Source organism: Streptomyces sp. adm13(2018), assembly GCF_008042145.1.
GTDB lineage: Bacteria > Actinomycetota > Actinomycetes > Streptomycetales > Streptomycetaceae > Streptomyces.
Window position 1 is genome coordinate 30,374 of record NZ_RDBH01000135.1, and the last position, 21,021, is coordinate 51,394.

Sequence of the window (21,021 nt, forward strand, 5' to 3'; positions counted from 1 at the left end):
TCCGTGCATGGCGACCGACCCGAGGAACCCCTCCGACTCGTACCTCAGCTTCTGGCGCGAGTACCACATGTGCACCCTGACCACCCCGCGCCCGGACGGCACCCCGCACGTCGTGGCGGTGGGCGTCACCTACGACCCCGAGGGCGGTTTCGCGCGGGTCATCACCAACCGGCACAGCCGGAAGGTGGCCAACGTCCTGGCGGCGGGCGCCGCCGGCGCGCGGGTCGCGGTCTGCCAGGTCGACAAGGGCCGCTGGGCCACCCTGGAGGGCGTCGCCCGCATCCGTACGGAGCCGGAGGTCGTCGCGGACGCGGTGGGCCGCTACGCCGAGCGCTACGGGCGCACGCCGGCGGAGAACCCGGACCGGGTGGTCGTCGAGATCACCCTGACCCGGGCGATGGGGCGCGCCTGAGGGCCGGCGCGCGGCGCACGCGAGAAGCGCTCGGCGCACACGGGAAAGCCCGGGCCGCCCCCACGCGGGGGAACGTCCGGGCAGCACAGCGGCGCCATCGCGTTTCAGGTCCGCGATGGCGCCGCTGTGTGGGGGAAGTGCCGGAGCGATCTACAACGACGGGGGAATCGCTCAGGCACTGCGGGGGGTGGCGGTGATGGTCTCGGGTTCGATCAGCTGGTGGTCCCGCTGGTCGAGGTTGACGAAGATCATGCCGTACCGGATGGCACAGCGGATGGGCTGTGGGGCGCCGCGGGGACGGCGGAGGCAGCGGTAGGCGCGGACGTCCTCGTCCTGCTCCCGTGCCACCACGATGGGCTCTCCGAAGAGGGTGATCTTCAGCGCGTCGCCACGGTGGGGGATTGCCGTGGCGAGGTCGACGAAGTGCCACCCGGACCGGTAGGCCGAAGCCATCTCCCGGCGGAACCTGGGGTCGTCCGGCGGCACGGTCACGCCCCCGCGCCCCTGGAAGCGATCTCCCAGGACGGCTCGTAGGGAGCAGCGAGCACGACGTCCCGGGGAGAGCTCTCCCACGAGGGTTCGCCGGGTCCCGCGACCACCTCGTGCGCCGGGGTGCTCTCCCACGAGGGCTCGTCCGGCCCTGCCACGGAGTGCGCCGGGGTGCTCTCCCACGAGGGCTCGCCGACGGCGAGTGCGCCGAGAGCAGCCGCCGCAACGGCTATGGCGCTAAGTGCACGAACCATCCTGGTCATGGCCGATCTCCACCTCTTTTGATCACTACCTCCCCCCCGCGAGTAAGACGATGGCTCACTCCCGACCCTTTCCACCAGCCAACCCGGGCATCATGTTCCTGTAATTCATGACCCTGAGGGGGGTGCAAATGAGGCGAGAATGCGACGAGTCCGTTCATAAGCACAGTCACGGTGAACTATGCGACGCGGGCAAGGAGCTCTATGCGAGTGCTCTCCGCACCGGCCGCATAGCCCGCGCGGACGCCGAAGCCGCCCCCTGCCTGAGGGAACTCTCCCTCCTGCACCCGGACCCGGACGACAGCGAGTGCCTGCGCCCCGTGCCGCCCTCCATCGCCCTGAACCAGCTCGTGCACCCCATCGAGCAGGAGATACAGGTCCGGCGCCAGCACGCGCTGGCCCTCGCGGACGCTTTCGAGCCGTTCATGGCGATCCACACCCAGGACCCCACCGGCACCCAGGCCATCACGGTCCTCGAAGGCCTCAGCGTCATCAACGCCGCACTCGACCGCGCCATCAACGAGTGCACCGAGGAACTCCTCACCATCCAGCCCGGCAGCGGCCGCCGCCCCGAGACCCTCGAAGCGGCCCTCCGCCGCATGGAGCCGCTGCTCGACCGCGGCGTCCGGATGCGGACGCTGTACCAGCACACCGCGCGGCACCATCCCGCCACCCTCGCCTACGTCGAACGCGTCGCGCCGTACGGGCTCGAACTCCGCACCCTGGAGGAGATCGTCGACCGGCTGATCATCGTCGACCGCAAGGTCGCCTTCGTGCCGGCGCGCAGCGACCGCCAGGTCGCCCTCGAACTCCGCCACGAGGGCCTCGTGCAGTACCTCGTCGGCGTCTTCGACCAGTTCTGGCTGCACGGGGTGCCGTGGGAGGACGAGATCCCGTACAGCCCGTCCGTGGACGGCATCGGCGGCGTCCAGCGTTCCATCGCCAAACTCCTCGTCGAGGGCCATGTGGACGAGGCCATCGCCCGCCGCCTCGGCATGAACGTGCGTACCTGCCGCGCCCACATCGCCAAACTCGCCGCCACCCTCGGCAGCGGCAGCCGGGCCCAGCTCGGCTACCTGATCGCGCAGTCGGGCATCCTCGACGGAGACAACCGTCCATCGGACACCTGACCAGCGTCGAACGGGACAACTCGCCACCGTGTACGTACAGATCGACCTCGACGGGCCCGCCGGGACCCTCCGCGTCTCCGGGCACGACCTGCCCACCGTGGAGCTCGTACGGGCCCCCGGGACCAGCCCCGACACCCATACGCCGATCGGCACCCGCAAGCCCGCCCTGCTCGCCCTGACGGTGGCCGGGGAACCCGCCGTCATCAGGCCGGCCCGCGCGCGGCTGCTGCGCCGCTCCTACCGGGTGGACGTCCGCGTGGACGGCGTCCGCTACCGGCTCGTCCCCAGTTCGTACGTGGACAGCCGGTTCACCCGGAACGGGAAGGCGCTGGGCACGCTGGAGTCCAAGGGGGACGGCAGGGTGTACCCCGACTGGGATCCGGCCGCCACGCCCACCCCGCTCGACCACGCCGTCGGCACCGCGCTCGCCGCCGCGTTCGGCACGGGCGCGGCGCCCTGGTGGGAGACCGTCGGCGACATCGTGGCGGAGCTCATCCCGTAACCGCGGCAACCGACCTCGTACGAGGCCCCGAGAACGCGTGAGGCCCCCTCCACGGCTGTGGAGGGGGCCTCACGCGGTGCTGGGGGCTACTCGCCGCGCTTCGGGCGCCAGACCACCAGGGCGCTCGCCTGCTGCACGTCCTGGTACGGCACCAGGTCGCGCCGGTACGAGGCGTGCACCTGGGCCTCGCGCTGCCGCATCGCCGCCGCCGCGCCGTCGACGGCCGCCGACAGCTCCGCGATCCGGCTCTGCAGGGCGGCGACCTGGTTCTCCAGCTCGATGATGCGCTTGATCCCGGCCAGGTTGATGCCCTCGTCCTGCGACAGCTGCTGCACCTGCCGGAGCAGCTCGATGTCACGGGCCGAGTAGCGCCGGCCGCGGCCCGCCGTGCGGTCCGGGGAGACCAGACCGAGGCGGTCGTACTGCCGGAGGGTCTGCGGGTGCAGACCGGAGAGCTGGGCCGCCACCGAGATGACGTACACCGGCGACTCGTCGGTCAGCTCGTACGGATTGCGTCGGCGCCCGTCCACCGGGTCACGCTCCCTTCGCAGCCTGGAACAGCTCCGCCCGCGGATCGTCGGAGGCGGTCGCCTCGCGATAGGTCTGCAGGGCGTCACGCGCCTTGTCGTCCAGCTCCTTGGGCACCGCGACCTCGACCGTGACGAGGAGGTCGCCGCGGGTGCCGTCCTTGCGGACCGCGCCCTTGCCGCGGGCGCGCATGGTCCGGCCGTTCGGCGTGCCCGCGGGCAGCTTGAGGGTGACCGCGGGGCCGCCGAGGGTCGGCACCTTGATCTCGCCGCCGAGCGCGGCCTCCGTGAAGGAGACCGGCACCGTGACGGTGAGGTTGTCGTCCTTGCGGCCGAACACCGGGTGGGAGTCGACGTGCACCACGACGTACAGGTCGCCGTTCTGCCCGCCGCGCTCCCCCGGCGCTCCCTTGCCGCGCAGCCGGATCTTCTGGTTGTCGGAGACACCCGCCGGGATCCGGACCTGCATGGTGCGGGAGGACTTGGCCCGGCCGCTGCCCTTGCAGACCTCGCAGGGGTTCTCGGCGATCAGGCCGCGGCCCTTGCAGTCCACGCAGGGGTCGGTGAGCGAGAAGCCGCCACCGCTGCCGCGCGAGACCTGTCCGGTGCCGACGCAGGTCGGGCACACCCGAGGGGTGCCGTTCTTGTCGCCGGTGCCCGAACACGCCGTGCACGGCTGCTGGCTGGACATCCGCAGCGGTACGGTCGCGCCCTCGATGGCCTCGGTGAAGCTGAGCGTCACCTCGGACTCGATGTCCTGGCCGCGCCGCGGCTGAGTGCGGGCACCCGGGCCGCCGCCGCGGTTGAACAGGCCGCCGAAGACGTCCCCGATGCCACCGCCGCCACCGCCGCCGCCGAAGCCGCCGCCGGCGCCCTGGGCGCCTCCGAAGAGGTCGCCCAGGTCGAAGTTGAACGAGCCGCCCGCCCCGGGAGCGCCGGCCCTGAAGCCGCCGTTCCCGAAGAGGGCGCGGGCCTCGTCGTACTCCTTGCGCTTCTTGGGGTCGCCGAGGATGTCGTTCGCCTCGGAGATCTCCTTGAAGCGCTCCTCGGCCTTGGTGTCGTTCTTGTTGGCGTCCGGGTGGTTCTCGCGGGCGAGCTTCCGGTACGCCTTCTTGATCTCGGCCTCGGTGGCGTCCTTGGGGACGCCGAGGACCTTGTAGTAGTCCTTCTCGACGAAGTCCTTCGTGCTCATCGACGTCCCTCCTTCCGGACTGCTCCGGGTTCTGTCACCGCTGTGCGGCCGGCCGCGCTACCCCTCCTCGGGGGCACCGCTCTCCTCGTCGGCGGACGACTTCGCGTCGTCCTTGGCCGGTGCCGCGCCCGGCTGGGGCTCGGCGACGGCCACGCGCGCGGGCCGGATGGTCCGCTCGCCGATCCGGTACCCCGGCTGCAGGATCGCCACGCACGTCGTCTCGGTGACGTCCGGCGCGTACGAGTGCATCAGGGCCTCGTGGATCGTCGGGTCGAAGGGCTCGCCCTCCTTGCCGAACTGCTGCAGACCCATCTTGGCGACGACGGTCTCCAGCGATTCGGCCACCGACTTGAACCCGCCCACGAGCTCGCCGTGGTCCCGGGCCCGGCCGACGTCGTCGAGCACCGGAAGCAGGTCGGAGAGAAGGCCGGCGACGGCGATCTCCTTGACCGTGACCCGGTCCCGCTCCACGCGGCGGCGGTAGTTCTGGTACTCGGCCTGGAGCCGCTGGAGGTCCGCGGTGCGCTCGTCGAGCGCCGTACGGGTCTGGTCCAGCTGCGCCAGCAGGGCTACGTCCGTAGCGTCCCCGGCCGGGGCCGCCTTCTCCGCCTTGTCGGCGGAGGCGGCGGCAGCGGCGGTCTCGGGCTCCTCGGGCGGGCCGTCGGCGGGGACTTCGGGCTTCTCCTCGAAGCCCGGGGTCTCCTCCGACATCAGGCAGCGCCGCCCTTCGGCTTGTCCTCGTCCACGATCTCGGCGTCGACGACGTCGTCGTCGGCCTGGGCCTGCTGGGCACCGGCGTCGCCGCCGGCGGCCTGCGCGCCCTGGGCGTCGGCGTAGAGCGCCTGGCCGAGCTTCTGCGAGACCGCCGCGACCTTCTCGGTGGCGGTGCGGATCTCGGCGGTGTCCTCGCCCTTGAGCTTCTCCTTCAGCTCGCCGAGCGCGGCCTCGACCTCGGCCTTGACGTCGCCGGGGACCTTGTCCTCGTTGTCCTTGAGGAACTTCTCCGTCTGGTAGACGAGCTGCTCGCCCTGGTTGCGGGACTCGGCGGCCTCGCGGCGGCGGTGGTCCTCGTCCGCGTACTGCTCGGCCTCCTGGCGCATGCGGTCGACCTCGTCCTTCGGCAGCGAGGAGCCGCCGGTGACGGTCATCTTCTGCTCCTTGCCCGTGCCGAGGTCCTTCGCGGTCACGTGCATGATGCCGTTGGCGTCGATGTCGAAGGCGACCTCGATCTGCGGGACGCCGCGGGGCGCCGGCGGCAGACCGGTCAGCTCGAACATCCCGAGCTTCTTGTTGTACGCCGCGATCTCGCGCTCGCCCTGGTAGACCTGGATCTGCACGGACGGCTGGTTGTCCTCGGCCGTCGTGAAGATCTCGGACCGCTTGGTCGGGATCGTGGTGTTGCGCTCGATGAGCTTGGTCATGATGCCGCCCTTGGTCTCGATGCCGAGGGACAGCGGGGTCACGTCGAGGAGCAGGACGTCCTTGACCTCACCCTTGAGGACACCGGCCTGGAGCGCGGCGCCGATGGCGACGACCTCGTCCGGGTTGACGCCCTTGTTGGCGTCCTGACCGCCGGTCAGCTCCTTGACGAGCTCGGCGACGGCCGGCATACGGGTCGAACCACCGACGAGAACGACGTGGTCGATCTCGGAGAGGTTGATGCCCGCGTCCTTGATGACGTTGTGGAACGGCACCTTGCAGCGGTCGAGCAGGTCCGAGGTGAGCTGCTGGAACTGGGCGCGCGTGAGCTTCTCGTCCAGGTGCAGCGGGCCCTCGGCGGAGGCCGTGATGTACGGCAGGTTGATGGAGGTCTCGGTCGAGGACGAGAGCTCGATCTTCGCCTTCTCCGCGGCCTCGCGGAGACGCTGGAGAGCCATCTTGTCCTTGGCGAGGTCCACGCCGTGGCCGTTCTGGAACTGCGTCACCAGGTAGTCGACGACGCGCTGGTCCCAGTCGTCGCCACCGAGGTGGTTGTCACCGTTGGTGGCCTTCACCTCGACGACGCCGTCGCCGATCTCCAGGAGGGACACGTCGAAGGTGCCGCCACCGAGGTCGAAGACGAGGATCGTCTGGTCGTCCTTGTCGAGGCCGTACGCGAGGGCGGCCGCGGTCGGCTCGTTGACGATGCGCAGGACGTTGAGGCCCGCGATCTCACCGGCCTCCTTGGTGGCCTGGCGCTCCGAGTCGTTGAAGTAGGCCGGAACGGTGATGACCGCGTCGACGACCTTCTCGCCCAGGTAGGCCTCGGCGTCGCGCTTCAGCTTCTGCAGGATGAAGGCGCTCATCTGCTGCGGGTTGAAGTTCTTGCCGTCGATCTCGATCTTCCAGTCGGTGCCCATGTGGCGCTTGACCGACCGGATGGTCCTGTCGACGTTGGTGACGGCCTGACGCTTGGCCACCTCGCCGACGAGCACCTCGCCGTTCTTCGCGAAGGCGACGACGGACGGCGTGGTCCTGGCGCCCTCGGCGTTGGTGATGACGGTGGGCTCGCCGCCTTCCAGAACGCTGACGACGGAGTTAGTCGTGCCCAGGTCGATGCCGACCGCACGTGCCATTTCGATTCCTCCAGCTGACGTACTTGAGTGGATCTGACTCAAGGATGCACGACGACGCCGATCGCGTCAACAGACCTGAGTGGAGGAGACTCAACTCTTCGCCCTTTATCTCACTCATACGGAGGTGGAGGCGCGTCGATCCCGGACCGGGGCGGGGAGCCCGTGAGAGAGTCCGGATGCCCCTTGTCGGGCAAAGCAGGCATATCCCACGAATATCCCATGATGCTCACACGGTCCCTCGGAAGGGTGTGGGAATGACGGCCAAGCGCACGTTCGACCTCGTGGGCGGACTCGCCCTCCTCGTCGCCCTGTCCCCGCTGCTCGCCGCCGTCGCCGTCTCGGTCGCCCTCGGCTCGGCGACCCCCGGCCGGGGCGTACTGCGCCGCCGCACGGTGGCCGGCCTGGCGGGGGAGCCCTTCACCATGCTGACCTTCCGGACCCGGAGCCCGCTGGCCGCGCTGCCCCTGCTGCTCCACGTGGTCGGGGGCAGGATGTCGCTGGTCGGACCGTGTCCACTGGCCCCCGGCCACCGCGAGTGCGCGGGCGAGGGGCGCCGCCGGCTCTCCGTACGCCCGGGACTCACCGGCCCCTGGCAGATCAGCGGCCGCTCGGACCTACCGTGGGAGGAGAGGGAGCTGCTCGACCTCCACTACGTGGACCACCACTGGCTGGGAATGGATCTGTCGATCCTGGCGCGTACGCTTCCAGCAGTCCGCCGACGTCGCGCGGCAAGGTTTGCCTGAGCGACACATATCACCGCGAGCGCCGCTACATCGCGGGGCCGCGACCGGGTAATCTCAGCGGGAACTCCATAAGTTACCGCTTAGTAGGCCCGCCCGAGGAGCCCGTCATGCAACTCGCCGCGATCATCGTGTCGATCGCCATCACGGTGGTGGCCGTCGCGCTGTTCGGCCGCGCCACCGTGCAGATCTACCGCTTCGTGCGGCTCGGTCAGCCGGTCCCCGCCGGCACGCGCACCGGTGACCCCACACAGCGCACCATCACGCTGGTCAAGGAGTTCCTCGGCCACACGAGGATGAACCGCTGGGGCATCGTCGGCTTCGCGCACTGGTTCGTGGCGGTGGGCTTCTTCTCGCTGCTCCTGACGATCGTCAACGCCTTCGGCCAGCTCTTCCAGGCCGACTGGCTGATCCCGGTCATCGGCGACTGGCTGCCGTACGAGATCTTCACCGAGTTCCTCGGCCTGATGACGGTCCTCGGCATCGTGACCCTCATCGTGATCCGCCAGCTCAGCAAGCCGACCCGGGCGGGCCGCAAGTCCCGCTTCGCCGGCTCCAAGACCGGCCAGGCGTACTTCGTCGAGGCCGTCATCCTGATCGTCGGCGTCTGCATCATGACGCTGCGCGCCCTCGAAGGCGTCCAGCACCACGTGACGAGCTGGGAGCCCGGCTTCTTCGCCTCGTACCCGCTGATCGCACTCCTCGACGGCCTGGACCTGAGCACGATCCAGTACCTCACCTACTTCTTCGCGTGCCTCAAGATCGTCACGTCCTTCACCTGGATGATCACGGTCTCGCTCAACACCAACATGGGCGTCGCCTGGCACCGCTTCCTCGGCTTCCCGAACATCTGGTTCAAGCGGAACGCCGACGGCTCCACCGCCCTCGGCGCGCTCCAGCCGATGACGACGGCCGGCAAGGAGATCGACTGGGAGGACCCGGCCGAGGACGCCGTCTTCGGTGTCTCCCAGGTCGAGCAGTTCTCCTGGAAGGGCATCCTCGACTTCTCCACCTGCACCGAGTGCGGCCGCTGCCAGTCGCAGTGCCCCGCCTGGAACACCGGCAAGCCCCTCTCCCCCAAGCTCCTCATCATGTCGCTGCGCGACCACGCGCACGCCAAGGCGCCGTACCTGCTCGCGGGCGGCGGCAAGGACATGGAGGGCAACGAGAAGGCGACCGAGGAGCAGCTCAAGGACGTCCCCGCCTCGGCGATCGCCGAGGCCGAGCGCCCCCTCATCGGCACCGCCGAAGAGAACGGCGTCATCGACCCCGACGTCCTCTGGTCCTGCACCACCTGCGGCGCCTGCGTCGAGCAGTGCCCGGTCGACATCGAGCACATCGACCACATCGTCGACATGCGCCGCTACCAGGTGATGATCGAGTCCGCGTTCCCGTCCGAGGCGGGCACGATGCTCAAGAACCTGGAGAAGAAGGGCAACCCCTGGGGCCTGGCGAAGAAGCAGCGCGTCGAGTGGACCAAGGAGGTCGACTTCGAGGTCCCGATCGTGGGCAAGGACGTCGAGGACCTCTCCGAGTTCGACTACCTCTACTGGGTCGGCTGCGCCGGCGCCCTGGAGGACCGTGCCAAGAAGACCACCAAGGCCTTCGCGGAGCTCCTGCACATGGCGGGCGTCAAGTTCGCGATCATGGGCGGCGACGAGAAGTGCACCGGTGACTCCCCCCGCCGCCTGGGCAACGAGCCGCTCTTCCAGCAGCTCGCCCAGGAGAACGTCGCCATGCTGAACATGGCGTTCGGCGAGGACGACGAGGACGAGTCGACGAAGAAGCCGAAGTCGGCCAAGCGGATCGTCTCCACCTGCCCGCACTGCTTCAACACCATCGCCAACGAGTACCCGCAGCTCGGCGGCGAGTACGAGGTCATCCACCACACCCAGCTGCTCCAGCACCTCATCGACGAGGGCAAGCTGGTCCCGGTGACCCCGGTCGAGGGCCTCATCACCTACCACGACCCCTGCTACCTGGGCCGTCACAACAAGGTCTACACGCCGCCGCGCGAGATCATGTCCGCCGTCCCCGGCCTGCGCCAGCAGGAGATGCACCGCCACAAGGAGCGCGGCTTCTGCTGCGGCGCCGGCGGTGCCCGGATGTGGATGGAGGAGCGCATCGGCAAGCGCATCAACAACGAGCGCGTCGAGGAGGCCCTGTCCCTCAACCCGGACATCGTCTCCACCGCCTGCCCCTTCTGCCTCGTCATGCTGACCGACTCGGTCAACGGCAAGAAGAACGACGGCAAGGCCAAGGAGTCGATCACGGTGGTCGACGTGGCCCAGCTGCTCCTGGAGTCGGTGAAGACCCCGGTGGACCCGGAGCCGGAGCCCGCCGAGGAGCCGGAGCCGGCTGTCTGATCCCGACCCCGGAGGGCCGCCCCGCGAGTGATCGCGGGGCGGCCCTCTCCCGTTCCCGGGTCAGGAGGCCTTCCGGGCGGTGTACGTGTCGATCAGCCGCCCCCAGAAGTCGTAGACGGAGCTGCGGGCGCCCTGCTTCGGGGTGTCGACGGCGGCCAGCTCGTACCGGTGCTTTCCGGTGTCGACGAGCCGGTACGTCCAGCCGTGGTGGGCGGCGGCCGGGTGCTTGAGGTCGAGGGAGGCGACGGCGTGCCCGTTCGGCCGACTGATCTCGACGCGGGGCCAGGAGGCGCTCTTGTAGAACCGCGCGGTGTTCCCGTCGGGCAGCGTGACCCGGGCGTCGGCCTGCCGGGGCGCGGGCTTGGGCTTGGCAGCGGGCTTCGGGTCGGGCTTCGGCTTCGGCTGGGGGGCCGGGGCGGTCTCCTGCCAGGAGGAGACCGTGCCGTCCGGCCGCAGGACCACGCGGAGGGCCTCGTACTGCCCCCGGGCGGGCTGCCCGTCGGTGCTGACCAGGGTGTCGACCAGGGATCCGCCGGTGTAGATCTCGGCGGAGAAGCGGCCGGGACCGTCCTGGTAGACCTTGGCGAGGCCGCCGCCGGGCAGATCGACGTTCCTCCAGAAGACGGATGGGGAACCGGTGGCGTCCGCCCCCGGCGCCTGCCCCGGCCCGTCGGCGGCGAAGGCTCCGGCGGCCGGCAGCAGGAGCACGGCGACGGCCCCGGTGGCGACGGCGGCGGTACGGGCGGAACGACGGGTGACACGCATCGGAAGGGCTCCTTGCTCGACTCGCTGACATCCCCGACGCTACGAGTACGACATTGAGGTGATACGTCGGATTTGTAACGAGCATCCGACATGTCCCCCTAGGGGATGTCACAGCTCAGTGGCAAGCGGCGGCCCGAGGAGCGCCTGTACGGCGGAAGCGGGTACGTTCAAGGACGTGGCTGGATTCAGGAACGGACGCGGCCGGGACAACCGCCCCCCGCACAATCAACCGCAGCAGGCGCCGTACGGGTACAACGCGGCCCCGCCGCCGCACCCGCAGCAGCAGTGGCAACAGCAGCCACCGCAGGGTCAGCACGGGCGTCAGGGACCCCACGGGCACCAGGGGCAGCACGGGCACCAGGGGCAGCAGCCCTACGGCGAGCCCGAGTACTTCGGCGACCCGTACGGCCAGCAGCAGCACCCGCACGCGGCGACGGCGAACAACCCCGGCCACACCCAGATGTTCAGCGTCGACGACCCGTACGGCGACGCCGCGACCCACCACGCCGGTGCCGCGCCCGTCCCCACGGGCCCCCGGCTGCCCTGGAAGGCACTCCTGAGCGGCATCGTGCTGCGCCCGGCGGACACGTTCCTGCGGATGCGCGACCACGCCGTGTGGGGCCCCGCGCTGATCGTCACCTTCCTCTACGGGCTCCTCGCGATCTTCGGCTTCGACAAGGCGCGCGACGAGGCGATCAACGCGACCCTGTCGACGGCGATCCCGTACGTCCTGATGACGGCCCTCGGCTTCGTCGTCGGCGGGCTGATCCTGGGCTCGGTGACGCACACGCTGGCGCGCCAGCTGGGCGGCGACGGCGCGTGGCAGCCGACGGTGGGCCTGTCCATGCTGATCATGTCGATCACGGACGCGCCGCGGCTGGTCTTCGCGCTCTTCCTGGGCGGTGAGAACGGCCTGGTGCAGGTGATCGGCTGGGTGACCTGGCTGGCGGCCGGCGCGCTCTTCACGATGATGGTGAGCCGCTCGCACGACCTGCCGTGGCCGAAGGCCCTGGGCGCGTCGGCGATCCAGCTGGTGGCGCTGCTGAGCCTGATCAAACTGGGCACGCTGTAGGCACGAGGACCGAAGCGCGACGAACGAACACGAGGAAGGCCCCCGCCAGAACGACGGGGGCCTTCCTCACATCCGAACGGGAGGGGTCAGGCGTCGAGAACCTGACCCTCGCGCTTGACGACGGGCGGCTCGACCGACCAGGGGAAGTTGATCCACTCGTCGGTCTTCTTCCACACGTACTCGCACTTCACGAGGGAGTGGGACTTCTCGTAGACGACGGCGGAGCGGACCTCGGCGACGTGGTCCACGCAGAAGTCGTGGACGAGCTTGAGGGTCTTGCCGGTGTCGGCGACGTCGTCGGTGATCAGCACCTTCTTGTCGCTGAAGTCGATCGCGTCGGGCACGGGCGCCAGCATGACCGGCATCTCCAGGGTGGTGCCGACGCCGGTGTAGAACTCCACGTTCACGAGGTGGATGTTCTTGCAGTCCAGGGCGTAGGCCAGACCGCCGGCGACGAAGACGCCGCCGCGGGCGATGGAGAGCACGATGTCGGGCTCGTAGCCGTCGTCGGCGATGGTCTGCGCCAGCTCGCGGACGGCCCGCCCGAATCCCTCGTACGTCAGGTTCTCGCGTACTTCACTCATGCCTGCGACCGCCTCACACCTGGGTCCGATGGAAGTTCATGAACGAGCGGGACGCCGTCGGCCCCCGCTGGCCCTGGTACCGGGAGCCGTACCGCTCGCTCCCGTACGGGAACTCGGCGGGCGAGCTCAGCCGGAACATGCACAGCTGCCCGATCTTCATACCGGGCCAGAGCTTGATCGGCAGGGTGGCGAGGTTCGACAGCTCCAGGGTCACGTGCCCGGAGAAGCCCGGGTCGATGAACCCGGCGGTCGAGTGCGTCACGAGCCCGAGCCGTCCGAGGGAGCTCTTCCCCTCCAGGCGCGACGCGATGTCGTCCGGGAGGGTGATGACCTCGTAGGTCGAGGCGAGCACGAACTCGCCGGGGTGGAGGATGAAGGCCTCGTCACCCTCGGGCTCGACCTGACGGGTCAGGTCGAGCTGCTCGACGGCGGGGTCGATGTGGGGGTGGCGGTGGTTCTCGAACACCCGGAAGAAGCGGTCAAGCCGCACGTCGATGCTCGAGGGCTGCACCATGGATTCGTCGTACGGATCGATGCGCACCCGGCCGGCGTCGATCTCGGCCCGGATGTCCTTGTCTGAGAGAAGCACGCCCCCACGATACGCAGAGGGCGCGGACCTGCCCCAATCGGCAGGGGTCCGCGCCCATGACCCTGCGGCTCAGCTCAGCTCCGCTCCAGCTCCACGGGCACGGCGTGCCGCAACCGCGCACACCGCGGACACCGGATGAGCCGCCCCGGCCCGATCCGCCCGGCCCCGAGCTGCTGCAGCGGGAACGAGGCGGTAGTGAACACATGCCCTTCGGCACAACGGACGACGGTGCGCTCCATCGGACCCATCAAGTCCCTTCCCCTACACATGCGGTGGACGGGAAGCCACATTAGGGGATGAACGGGACACCCTCCACGCGGCACTCCGCCCCGCGGCAGTCCGCCCCCAAAAGCCCGAAGCTCCGTGGCGGGTGGCCGATGGGGTACAGTGTGCAACGATGCGGCACCGTCCACCGGCCCGCTGTGCGGATGTAGTTTAATGGTAGAACATGAGCTTCCCAAGCTTATAGCGCGGGTTCGATTCCCGTCATCCGCTCTTCAACGAAGCCCCAGGTCAGAGACCTGGGGCTTCGTCGTTGTCGCCCGGCTCGCCCTATGCGGCCCGGAGCAGAAGGCCGCCTCGGTCGGTCAGTTCCTTCCAGCGGCGGCGGGGTGGCCGTGGAGGCCGGGGCCGCCCCGGCCGGCGTGCTGGATGCTGAAGGTGGAGGGAGACGGGGACCACCCGTCCACCCCCGGCGCGGAGTAGGCTGAAGATACCGGGAGTAACTCGAGCACCCGCCCCCACGCGGACGTCGTTTCCGGCGATCAAGACGCTGGGCCGCCCCGCAGGACGGCCCGGAGACGGGTCCGCGATCATGACCATCACCTTCGCACCCTCGCGTTCGGCGCGCCTTTCGCTGACGCCGGAGACCACGCTCGCCGGTCTCCTGGACGGCGCCTGGTGGCCTCGCTCGCGTGACCTCGCAGCTGAGCTTCCGCCCCTGGTCGACGCGTTGGAAGAGCACTTCGGACGCATCACACGCGTTGCGGTGAATCCCACCCGCTGGCCCGTCGTCCCGCACAAGGTCCCTGTCGCCGGGCACACCGTGCACGTCGGCTGGTTCACCGAACAGGATCCCGACAAGATGATCCTGCTCTCCTACACCGTCGGCCGCGTCGATCTGCTGGTGATACCGCCCGAGACGGAACCCGCCGCAGGCACCCGGCTCATGGCCGCCGCCGCGGTCCCCGGCAGTGTCCGCACAGCTGGTGTCCTCATGTCCGACGAAGCCGCGACCGGCCGCCGTATGCGCGACGCCCGCAGCAGCGAGGACGTCTGGGAGACGGACGGAGGGGCCGCCCTGCCGCCCCTCCGGCGCCCGGTCGTCGGCGCGCGGATGATTCCGCTGCCGAAGAACACACGGTGGTGACGACATGGAGACCCTGATCGCGCTCGCGGCCGTCGCTGTGCTGATCACGTTCGGCACGTGCCTTGTCCACCGGCTCAACGCCCAGCACGAGGCACGCATCGCCGCCCGCCACTACAGCGACCCCTTCCCGGCCATCGTCCGACCGCCCGGTCACAGCCCCCACACGCCGACAGAGCAAGCTGCCCGCCGCAGGACCGTGGGCACCTGGCCCTGACCGCCGGAGACCACTCCTCCGACCGAAGGCCGCGGATGGGGCACCCGACACCCGGGACGACCACCCGCCGGCCTCTCGCTCACCCGCGAAGGGAACACACCCCTTGTACCGCACCGACACCGCGGCCCTGCCCTCGGCCGGACAGGCCGAGATCCGCATCGTCGCCGCCACCCCCGAAGCCGCCCGTACAGTCGCCGAGGTGATCCGCCGCTCGTTCGCCGGGACGGAAGAGCGCAGCTACCCCGCTCCCGAAGGCGGCACCCGGCTCCACCTCACCGTCGACACCGAAACCGCCGCAGAGCCCGCCCGCTCCTGGCTCACCACCAGCAGATCGTCCCCCCTCACCGACACCCACGTCGACGAAGTCTGAGCGGCATCGGACCTTCACACGCCGAAAGGACTCGGTCATGGCCACACTCCAGGAGCGACAGCTCTACCGCGAGCGGGCCCTGACCGCCCTCTACGAAACCACCGAAGGAAACCCGCTCCTCGGCATCACGGGACGGAAGCTCCGCAACGACCTGCGCATCCCGGAGGAAGACCTGGCCGCCGCCTGCGCCTACCTCACCGGCGAGGGCCTGATCACCGTCGACTGGGAACCGGGCAACAAGCCCGCGATGGTCTCCCTCACCCACCAGGGAGTCCGCCGCATGGAGGCCGAAGAGCGAGAGCGCGGCTGAGCCGGGCTACCCCGGCGGCCGGCTCTCGCCTCCCGGCCCGCCCGGCCGAGAAGTCGTACCATTGGATACGGATCGAGCACGCTCACGTGTGACGATCCGGAAGGGCGGCCCCGACGGAGTGAATGCGCCGGGGCCGTTGTGACGACCACCGCCAGGCCCCCACCCCTTCCGTCGTCTGGCGCACGGCGCGGAGGAGCGGCGGCGTCAGGCGGCAGTGGATCAGAGTCCTGCGGGGCGCGGAGCCGGGGCGGTACGGCGGTACCCAGCTCCGCCGCACCCGCGACCGCTGATTTCTCCCAGAACACCGTATTCAGAGCGTGCGAATAACTGTGCTCGCGGCCTGAGATTTCAACGTCTCCCGCGGAGAGGGTTTCTGCCGGCGACGCCCGAGAGAAATATCCGACGCGCAAAGACCACGAGGGCGTGCTACTGTCCATCTTAGTTGCAGTTCTGGTACCCAAAAAACTTCGAGTGCCTGCGTCGGCCACGCGCCGTCCTGAAGCGCTTCATATCTCCGGCACTCTCCGGGCAGGGCATCATCGCGGCGACACGGCGTCCGTACGGTACGGGTGCCGCTGTACTGCCCCAAGGAGATACGGCATGGCTACTGGCACCGTGAAGTGGTTCAACGCGGAAAAGGGTTTCGGCTTCATCGAGCAGGACGGTAGCGGCCCCGACGTGTTCGCCCACTTCTCGAACATCGCCGCCCAGGGCTTCCGCGAGCTCCAGGAGGGCCAGAAGGTCACCTTCGACATAGCGCAGGGCCAGAAGGGCCCGACGGCCGAGAACATCGTCACCGTCTGACGCTGACGCGCATCGTGCAGCTGGGGCCCGCATCCCTCGGGGTGCGGGCCCCAGCTGCATGCGTCTCCGCAGTGATTCGCCCCGCCGGAAAGCCGCCTCAAGGTACGTGACTCCCGCTTCGGAGCCGTACCCCTCGATGCACCGGATCAAATCCGCGCGCATTCCTTTTCCAGTTGCGCTGCCGCGGGTTTCCCGTGCACCACGTCCGCTTTCTCTTCTCGAATTACATCCGGTCCGTACCTGTGATTCCGCATGCTGCTCCCACGCTGCGGACCTCCTTGATACGTGCCGTATCAAGGAAGGTTCTGAATGAACCCCACACGTACGAACAGCCGCTCTTCCCGCACCCGCCGCACCGGCGTTCCCGCCTTCGGCTCCTCCTCAGGTTCGACCCGGGGCAGTCGCTTCGGTGCGTCGTCCGACCCGAGCCGTTCGGGTGCTCCCCGCCGCTCGGGAGGCCACGGTCGGCGGCCCGCCCCGGTACAGGGCGAGTTCGCACTGCCGAAGACGATCACTCCGGCGCTGCCCGCCGTGGAGGCGTTCTCCGATCTCGACATGCCGAAGCACCTGCTCGCCGCGCTCTCCACGCAGGGCCTCTCCGTCCCCTTCCCCATCCAGGGCGCGACGCTGCCGAACTCCCTGGCGGGGCGTGACGTCCTGGGGCGCGGCCGGACCGGCTCCGGCAAGACCCTCGCCTTCGGCCTGGCCATGCTGGCCCGCACCGCAGGACAGGTCGCCGAGCCCCGTCAGCCGCTCGCGCTGGTCCTGGTCCCCACCCGGGAACTCGCCCAGCAGGTCACCGACGCCCTCACCCCCTACGCCCGCGCCGTGAAACTGCGCCTGACCGCGGTCGTCGGCGGGATGCCGATCGGCCGACAGGCGAACGCGCTGCGCGGTGGCACCGAGGTCGTCGTAGCCACCCCCGGCCGCCTCAAGGACCTCATCGACCGTGGCGACTGCCGGCTGAACCAGGTCGGGATCACCGTCCTGGACGAGGCCGACCAGATGGCCGACATGGGATTCATGCCCCAAGTCACCGCGCTGCTGAACCAGGTCCGCCCGGAGGGCCAGCGGATGCTGTTCTCCGCGACCCTGGACCGCAACGTCGACCTCTTGGTCCGCCGCTACCTCACCGACCCCGTCGTCCACTCCGTCGACCCCTCCCAGGGCGCGGTCACCACGATGGAGCACCACGTCCTGCACGTGCAGGGCGCCGACAAGCACCGGCTGACCACCGAGATCGCGGCGCGTGACGGCCGGGTGATCATGTTCCTGGACACCAAGCACGCCGTGGACAGGCTCACCGAGGACCTCCTCCGCAGCGGCGTGCGGGCCGCCGCCCTGCACGGCGGGAAGACGCAGTCGCAGCGCACCCGCACCCTGGCCTGGTTCAAGGCCGGACACGTCACCGTGCTGGTCGCCACGAACGTCGCGGCCCGCGGCATCCACGTCGACCAGCTGGACCTCGTCGTCAACGTGGACCCGCCGACCGACCACAAGGACTACCTCCACCGCGGCGGCCGTACCGCCCGGGCCGGCGAGTCCGGCAGCGTCGTCACCCTTGTCACGCCCCAGCAGCGCCGCGGTATGAACCGCCTCATGCAGGACGCGGGCATCGTGCCCGAGACCAACCAGGTCCGCTCCGGCGAGGCCGAGCTGATCCGGATCACCGGCGCCCAAGCCCCCTCCGGCATCCCGGTCACCATCACGGCACCGGCACCCGAGCGCGCCAAGCGCAGCACGTCCTCGTCCCGTGGCCGCCGCGGCACCGCCTCGGCCGCCCGGCGGGCGGACGCACGCCGGCCCGCCTCCCCCGCGGCGGCAGCCTGAGAACCACATGGTCCGGAGACTCACCCATCTGTGCAGGAGGCATATGGTGACGCTGATCCAGTTGGAACCCAGCTCGTCGAGCACCAGGTCCAGACCCCAGACGGTCGACGACGTCATGGAGGTGGCCGGACCACGGGTCTGTGACGACATGACGGTCGAAGTGGCCCTGGCCGTGATGACGAGTGCGCGCACCGGGCATCTCCTCGTCTCCGACGTGGACGGCCTGTGCACCGGGCTGGTGACCTGGGACCAGCTCACCGCCGTCCGCGACAGCGCCGCCTACACCGACGAGATCCGGCTGCGCGCCGTACCCGGCGGCCGCGGGCTGTTCACCTCGCCCCTGACCACGACGGCCGAAGCCGAACACGCGATGCGCCACCGCCGGCTCGACGTGCTGCCCGTCATCGACGAACAAGGCGGCGCCCTGGGCGTCCTCGCCCTGGCCCGCTGACCAGCTGTAGGACCGCCGTGCCCGGTCACGGCGCACCAAGTCCGTTCACGGACCCGCAAGGAAGAGGACCCCTCTCATCGACCTGACCTCGCTGTTCTCCGCTCCGACGGAGACGTCCGGCTGCGCCGCCGCAGCATCGCCGCAGCCCACCACACAGCCCTTCCAGGCGCCCGATTTCGGGGAGATCGAAGCCCTCCTGCCCGACGAGGACGTGCAGGCGTTCGCCGCCGGCGCGAGTGCGGTACGACACGAGGCAGGCTAGCTCCCGCTCTCGACGACGGCCTCGGCATCGGACTACGAGGCGCATCCGTTCTTCAACGAAGCCTCAGGTCAGGGACCTGGGGCTTCGTCGTCGCCCCGGGCAGGCGACCGGCGCTCACCGATGCGGCCGACGGACGGGCGTGGTCCGCCAGGTGTCGTGTCTGATCACCGTCGACCTGCGCCGCCGTCGCCCGCCGCGGGGCCACGTCCCCGCTCGCACGGTTGAGGAATTCGGAGGAAACGAATACCTGTGTTCGCGGCCTGAGATTTTGACGGCCGTCGCAGGCAGAGTTTTTGTCGGCGACACACAGGGAGAAATGTTCGCGGCACACAGGCCGCGGCGGCATGCTACTGTCGAAGTCAGTTGCAGTTGTGGTACCCAAAACTCCAAGCGCTTCCGTCGCCGAATTCCGCACGTAAGCGCTTTGTATTTCCGGTCATCTTCCGGGCAGGGCATCATCGCGGCGACACGGCGTCCGTACGGTACGGATTCCGTCGTACTTGCCCAGAGGAGAAATGACATGGCTGCTGGCACCGTGAAGTGGTTCAACGCGGAAAAGGGTTTCGGCTTCATCGAGCAGGACGGTGGCGGCCCCGACGTGTTCGCCCACTACTCGAACATCGCCTCGCAGGGCTTCCGTGAGCTCCAGGAGGGCCAGAAGGTCACCTTCGACATCGCGCAGGGCCAGAAGGGCCCGACGGCGGAGAACATCGTTTCCGCCTGACGCTGACGCGCCGTATACGGCTGGGGCCCGCATTCCTTGGAATGCGGGCCCCAGCCGTTTTTCATCGCGGGATCCCCGCGCCCGAACACCTCGCACGCGTTCACTCCACGTCGCGGGATGACCCGACTCCCGACTCCTGCCGGACGCCGACATCGTGCCGAGACCCGTCCGCCGCACTCCGGCGAGGGAGCGCTCCGCAGGGTCACCGGCGCCCCGCCCCGCCGACGGCGCGCCCTCGCCGATCACCGCGCCGGCGGATGCGACGGGGGCCCGGCGCCGCACGCCTCACGGCTCCCCCCTCGCTCGCCGAGGTCGATTACCTGCTCACCGGACACGCGAAAATCTATGTTGGCCGGAGTAGACATTGGGTGGTGACGTCGCTATGGTTTCTCTCGTAGCCCAGAGAGACAGTGAGGCCGGCAGAGACGAACTGCCGGCATGCAGGACAGCAGTCGCAGGACGGTGCGGCGGTGGAGTTTCGAAGCCAGGGCTTTCGCAGGACGGCGACGGAACTGACGGCTGGACCGGGTGGCCCGCGGTGATCAGGGGCCGCCGTTCGCGGGACCGTAGGCATGGCTGATGCGGCCCCGCGCGTAAGCAGTACTCGGTAGTCGGAGGAAGAACGGAGGAACGCAGCGCCATCAGGATCGCCCGGCCGGAGGTCTCGAGTCCGGGTACCGCAGGACATCGATAGTGAGGTGGTCTCCGGTCAAGCAACCGCGATCCCCGCGAACCCGACCGTTACTGGGTCGGGTCGGCGGACACAGAAGGCCGGCGCAGTATCAGGGCCGGCAGGTGGTGTAGTAGTTCCTTCGGGGCCCTGGTGCCGTTCGGCACCAGGGCCCCTCTACGCGTTTCACGGAGAGCTTCGCAGAGAGGTGCAAATGACAGCAGACGACTCGTTCGGGCGGCTCGACGACGACGACTACCCCGCCTACACCATGGGCAGGGCTGCCGAGATGCTCGGCACCACTCAGGGTTTCCTCCGCGCCATCGGCGAGGCCCGCCTCATCACCCCGCTCCGCTCCGGCGGTGGCCACCGCCGCTACTCCCGCTACCAGTTGCGCATCGCCGCACGTGCCCGGGAACTCGTCGACCAGGGCACCCCCATCGAAGCCGCCTGCCGCATCATCATCCTGGAAGACCAGCTCGAAGAAGCCCAGCGCATCAACGCCGAGTACCGCCGCGCCGCGGGGGAATCAACCCCGTCACCGGACTCGGACTGAGGCGGGGTCGCCCGCCGTCGATTCCGCCGGGTCCCGGCGGAGAGCCGCTCACTCGCCCCTGCGCCTCGCCACGCGCATGCGTGCGTCCGTGGCGGTGGGGCGGCAAGCAGCGGTGAGCCGTCGTCGTGGTCGGGGAGTGCCGTGGACCGTCCCCGGCGACGTACGGCCAAACCCCGTGCGTCGGACGGCCCTCCTCATCACTGTCCGTACCGGAACGCCGAGATCCGCTGGTCAGCGGCCTGGAGCCGCTGTCGTCGGCGAGGCCATCCTCGACCGCC

Annotated in this window: 24 protein-coding genes and 1 tRNA gene; 16 read left to right on the plus strand and 9 right to left on the minus strand. The window is 69.6% G+C overall.

The window, feature by feature from the left end; all coding sequences use genetic code 11:
- The first annotated feature begins 7 nt into the window (after positions 1-7).
- Positions 8-412 (plus strand): pyridoxamine 5'-phosphate oxidase family protein, encoded by a 405-nt coding sequence (locus EAO70_RS26690; RefSeq protein WP_148005463.1) that lies wholly within the window; start codon positions 8-10, stop codon positions 410-412.
- A gap of 171 nt (positions 413-583) precedes the next feature.
- On the opposite strand, the gene EAO70_RS26695 is transcribed toward EAO70_RS26690, so the two are convergent.
- Positions 584-904 carry a hypothetical protein gene (locus EAO70_RS26695; protein ID WP_030323603.1) on the minus strand — a complete coding sequence of 107 codons (321 nt, stop codon included), beginning with the start codon at positions 902-904 and terminating at the stop codon, positions 584-586.
- Positions 901-1,164, minus strand: coding sequence for a hypothetical protein (locus EAO70_RS26700; RefSeq protein ID WP_148005464.1), 264 nt, complete (start codon positions 1,162-1,164; stop codon positions 901-903). Before EAO70_RS26700 ends, EAO70_RS26695 begins: the two co-directional genes overlap by 4 nt.
- Before the next feature lie 107 nt (positions 1,165-1,271).
- On the opposite strand from EAO70_RS26700, the gene EAO70_RS26705 reads away from it, so the two are divergent.
- Together EAO70_RS26705 and EAO70_RS26710 are read left to right on the plus strand one after the other, a co-directional pair.
- The gene (locus EAO70_RS26705) at positions 1,272-2,291 is read left to right on the plus strand and encodes a helix-turn-helix transcriptional regulator (protein ID WP_187284052.1); all 1,020 of its coding nucleotides are present in this window, start codon (positions 1,272-1,274) and stop codon (positions 2,289-2,291) included.
- A 28-nt stretch (positions 2,292-2,319) separates the two neighbouring features.
- Positions 2,320-2,793, plus strand: coding sequence for a hypothetical protein (locus EAO70_RS26710; RefSeq protein WP_148005465.1), 474 nt, complete (start codon positions 2,320-2,322; stop codon positions 2,791-2,793).
- Positions 2,794-2,879: 86 nt separating this feature from the next.
- On the opposite strand, the gene EAO70_RS26715 is transcribed toward EAO70_RS26710, so the two are convergent.
- From EAO70_RS26715 to dnaK, 4 genes are read right to left on the minus strand one after another with little or no spacing between them, the layout of a single operon-like run.
- The gene (locus tag EAO70_RS26715; RefSeq protein ID WP_015034631.1) at positions 2,880-3,323 is read right to left on the minus strand and encodes a heat shock protein transcriptional repressor HspR; all 444 of its coding nucleotides are present in this window, start codon (positions 3,321-3,323) and stop codon (positions 2,880-2,882) included.
- A gap of 4 nt (positions 3,324-3,327) precedes the next feature.
- Positions 3,328-4,512 carry a molecular chaperone DnaJ gene (gene dnaJ / locus EAO70_RS26720; protein WP_148005466.1) on the minus strand — a complete coding sequence of 395 codons (1,185 nt, stop codon included), beginning with the start codon at positions 4,510-4,512 and terminating at the stop codon, positions 3,328-3,330.
- Positions 4,513-4,569: 57 nt separating this feature from the next.
- Positions 4,570-5,223, minus strand: a complete 654-nt coding sequence (grpE, locus tag EAO70_RS26725; protein WP_148005467.1) for a nucleotide exchange factor GrpE — start codon at positions 5,221-5,223, stop codon at positions 4,570-4,572.
- Positions 5,223-7,067: a molecular chaperone DnaK gene (gene dnaK / locus EAO70_RS26730; RefSeq protein WP_148005468.1), complete on the minus strand. Its 1,845-nt coding sequence runs from the start codon at positions 7,065-7,067 to the stop codon at positions 5,223-5,225. Before dnaK ends, grpE begins: the two co-directional genes overlap by 1 nt.
- 254 nt (positions 7,068-7,321) lie before the next feature.
- On the opposite strand from dnaK, the gene EAO70_RS26735 reads away from it, so the two are divergent.
- Positions 7,322-7,810, plus strand: coding sequence for a sugar transferase (locus EAO70_RS26735; RefSeq protein ID WP_148005469.1), 489 nt, complete (start codon positions 7,322-7,324; stop codon positions 7,808-7,810).
- Positions 7,811-7,917: 107 nt separating this feature from the next.
- Positions 7,918-10,173 carry a (Fe-S)-binding protein gene (locus tag EAO70_RS26740; protein WP_148005470.1) on the plus strand — a complete coding sequence of 752 codons (2,256 nt, stop codon included), beginning with the start codon at positions 7,918-7,920 and terminating at the stop codon, positions 10,171-10,173.
- 60 nt (positions 10,174-10,233) lie between these two features.
- Here EAO70_RS26740 and EAO70_RS26745 read toward each other — a convergent pair whose 3' ends face one another.
- Positions 10,234-10,938 (minus strand): hypothetical protein, encoded by a 705-nt coding sequence (locus tag EAO70_RS26745; protein WP_148005471.1) that lies wholly within the window; start codon positions 10,936-10,938, stop codon positions 10,234-10,236.
- A 175-nt stretch (positions 10,939-11,113) separates the two neighbouring features.
- Between EAO70_RS26745 and EAO70_RS26750 the strand changes: the two genes are divergently transcribed.
- Positions 11,114-12,010, plus strand: coding sequence for a Yip1 family protein (locus EAO70_RS26750; protein ID WP_148005472.1), 897 nt, complete (start codon positions 11,114-11,116; stop codon positions 12,008-12,010).
- An 86-nt stretch (positions 12,011-12,096) separates the two neighbouring features.
- Here the strand turns inward: EAO70_RS26750 and EAO70_RS26755 are convergent, their stop codons facing one another.
- Together EAO70_RS26755 and dcd are read right to left on the minus strand one after the other, a co-directional pair.
- Positions 12,097-12,594 (minus strand): phosphoribosyltransferase, encoded by a 498-nt coding sequence (locus EAO70_RS26755; RefSeq protein ID WP_015034639.1) that lies wholly within the window; start codon positions 12,592-12,594, stop codon positions 12,097-12,099.
- Positions 12,595-12,607: 13 nt separating this feature from the next.
- Entirely contained in the window at positions 12,608-13,183 is a 576-nt protein-coding gene (dcd, locus tag EAO70_RS26760) for a dCTP deaminase (RefSeq protein WP_148005473.1), read from the minus strand.
- Positions 13,184-13,607: 424 nt separating this feature from the next.
- Here dcd and EAO70_RS26765 point away from each other — a divergent pair.
- The 10 genes from EAO70_RS26765 to EAO70_RS26810 all read left to right on the plus strand — a co-directional run bounded on the left by EAO70_RS26765 (position 13,608) and on the right by EAO70_RS26810 (position 20,743).
- A tRNA-Gly gene (locus EAO70_RS26765) sits at positions 13,608-13,678 on the plus strand.
- A 319-nt stretch (positions 13,679-13,997) separates the two neighbouring features.
- Positions 13,998-14,552: a DUF5994 family protein gene (locus tag EAO70_RS26770; RefSeq protein ID WP_148005474.1), complete on the plus strand. Its 555-nt coding sequence runs from the start codon at positions 13,998-14,000 to the stop codon at positions 14,550-14,552.
- Positions 14,553-14,556: 4 nt separating this feature from the next.
- The gene (locus EAO70_RS26775) at positions 14,557-14,766 is read left to right on the plus strand and encodes a hypothetical protein (RefSeq protein WP_148005475.1); all 210 of its coding nucleotides are present in this window, start codon (positions 14,557-14,559) and stop codon (positions 14,764-14,766) included.
- Positions 14,767-14,869: 103 nt separating this feature from the next.
- On the plus strand, positions 14,870-15,136 hold the full coding sequence (locus EAO70_RS26780) for a hypothetical protein (protein WP_148005476.1): 267 nt from the start codon (positions 14,870-14,872) through the stop codon (positions 15,134-15,136).
- A 37-nt stretch (positions 15,137-15,173) separates the two neighbouring features.
- Positions 15,174-15,446 (plus strand): hypothetical protein, encoded by a 273-nt coding sequence (locus EAO70_RS26785; protein WP_148005477.1) that lies wholly within the window; start codon positions 15,174-15,176, stop codon positions 15,444-15,446.
- A gap of 600 nt (positions 15,447-16,046) precedes the next feature.
- Positions 16,047-16,250 carry a cold-shock protein gene (locus tag EAO70_RS26790; protein WP_148005478.1) on the plus strand — a complete coding sequence of 68 codons (204 nt, stop codon included), beginning with the start codon at positions 16,047-16,049 and terminating at the stop codon, positions 16,248-16,250.
- A gap of 309 nt (positions 16,251-16,559) precedes the next feature.
- Positions 16,560-18,080 carry a DEAD/DEAH box helicase gene (locus EAO70_RS26795; RefSeq protein WP_148005479.1) on the plus strand — a complete coding sequence of 507 codons (1,521 nt, stop codon included), beginning with the start codon at positions 16,560-16,562 and terminating at the stop codon, positions 18,078-18,080.
- Between the two features lie 46 nt (positions 18,081-18,126).
- Positions 18,127-18,531, plus strand: coding sequence for a CBS domain-containing protein (locus tag EAO70_RS26800; protein ID WP_148005491.1), 405 nt, complete (start codon positions 18,127-18,129; stop codon positions 18,529-18,531).
- Positions 18,532-19,313: 782 nt separating this feature from the next.
- A complete protein-coding gene (locus EAO70_RS26805) occupies positions 19,314-19,517 on the plus strand; it encodes a cold-shock protein (protein WP_033202321.1) in 204 nt (67 codons plus the stop codon).
- Positions 19,518-20,401: 884 nt separating this feature from the next.
- Complete coding sequence (locus EAO70_RS26810; RefSeq protein WP_148005480.1) at positions 20,402-20,743, plus strand: MerR family transcriptional regulator; 342 nt, start codon at positions 20,402-20,404, stop codon at positions 20,741-20,743.
- Positions 20,744-21,021 lie beyond the last annotated feature (278 nt).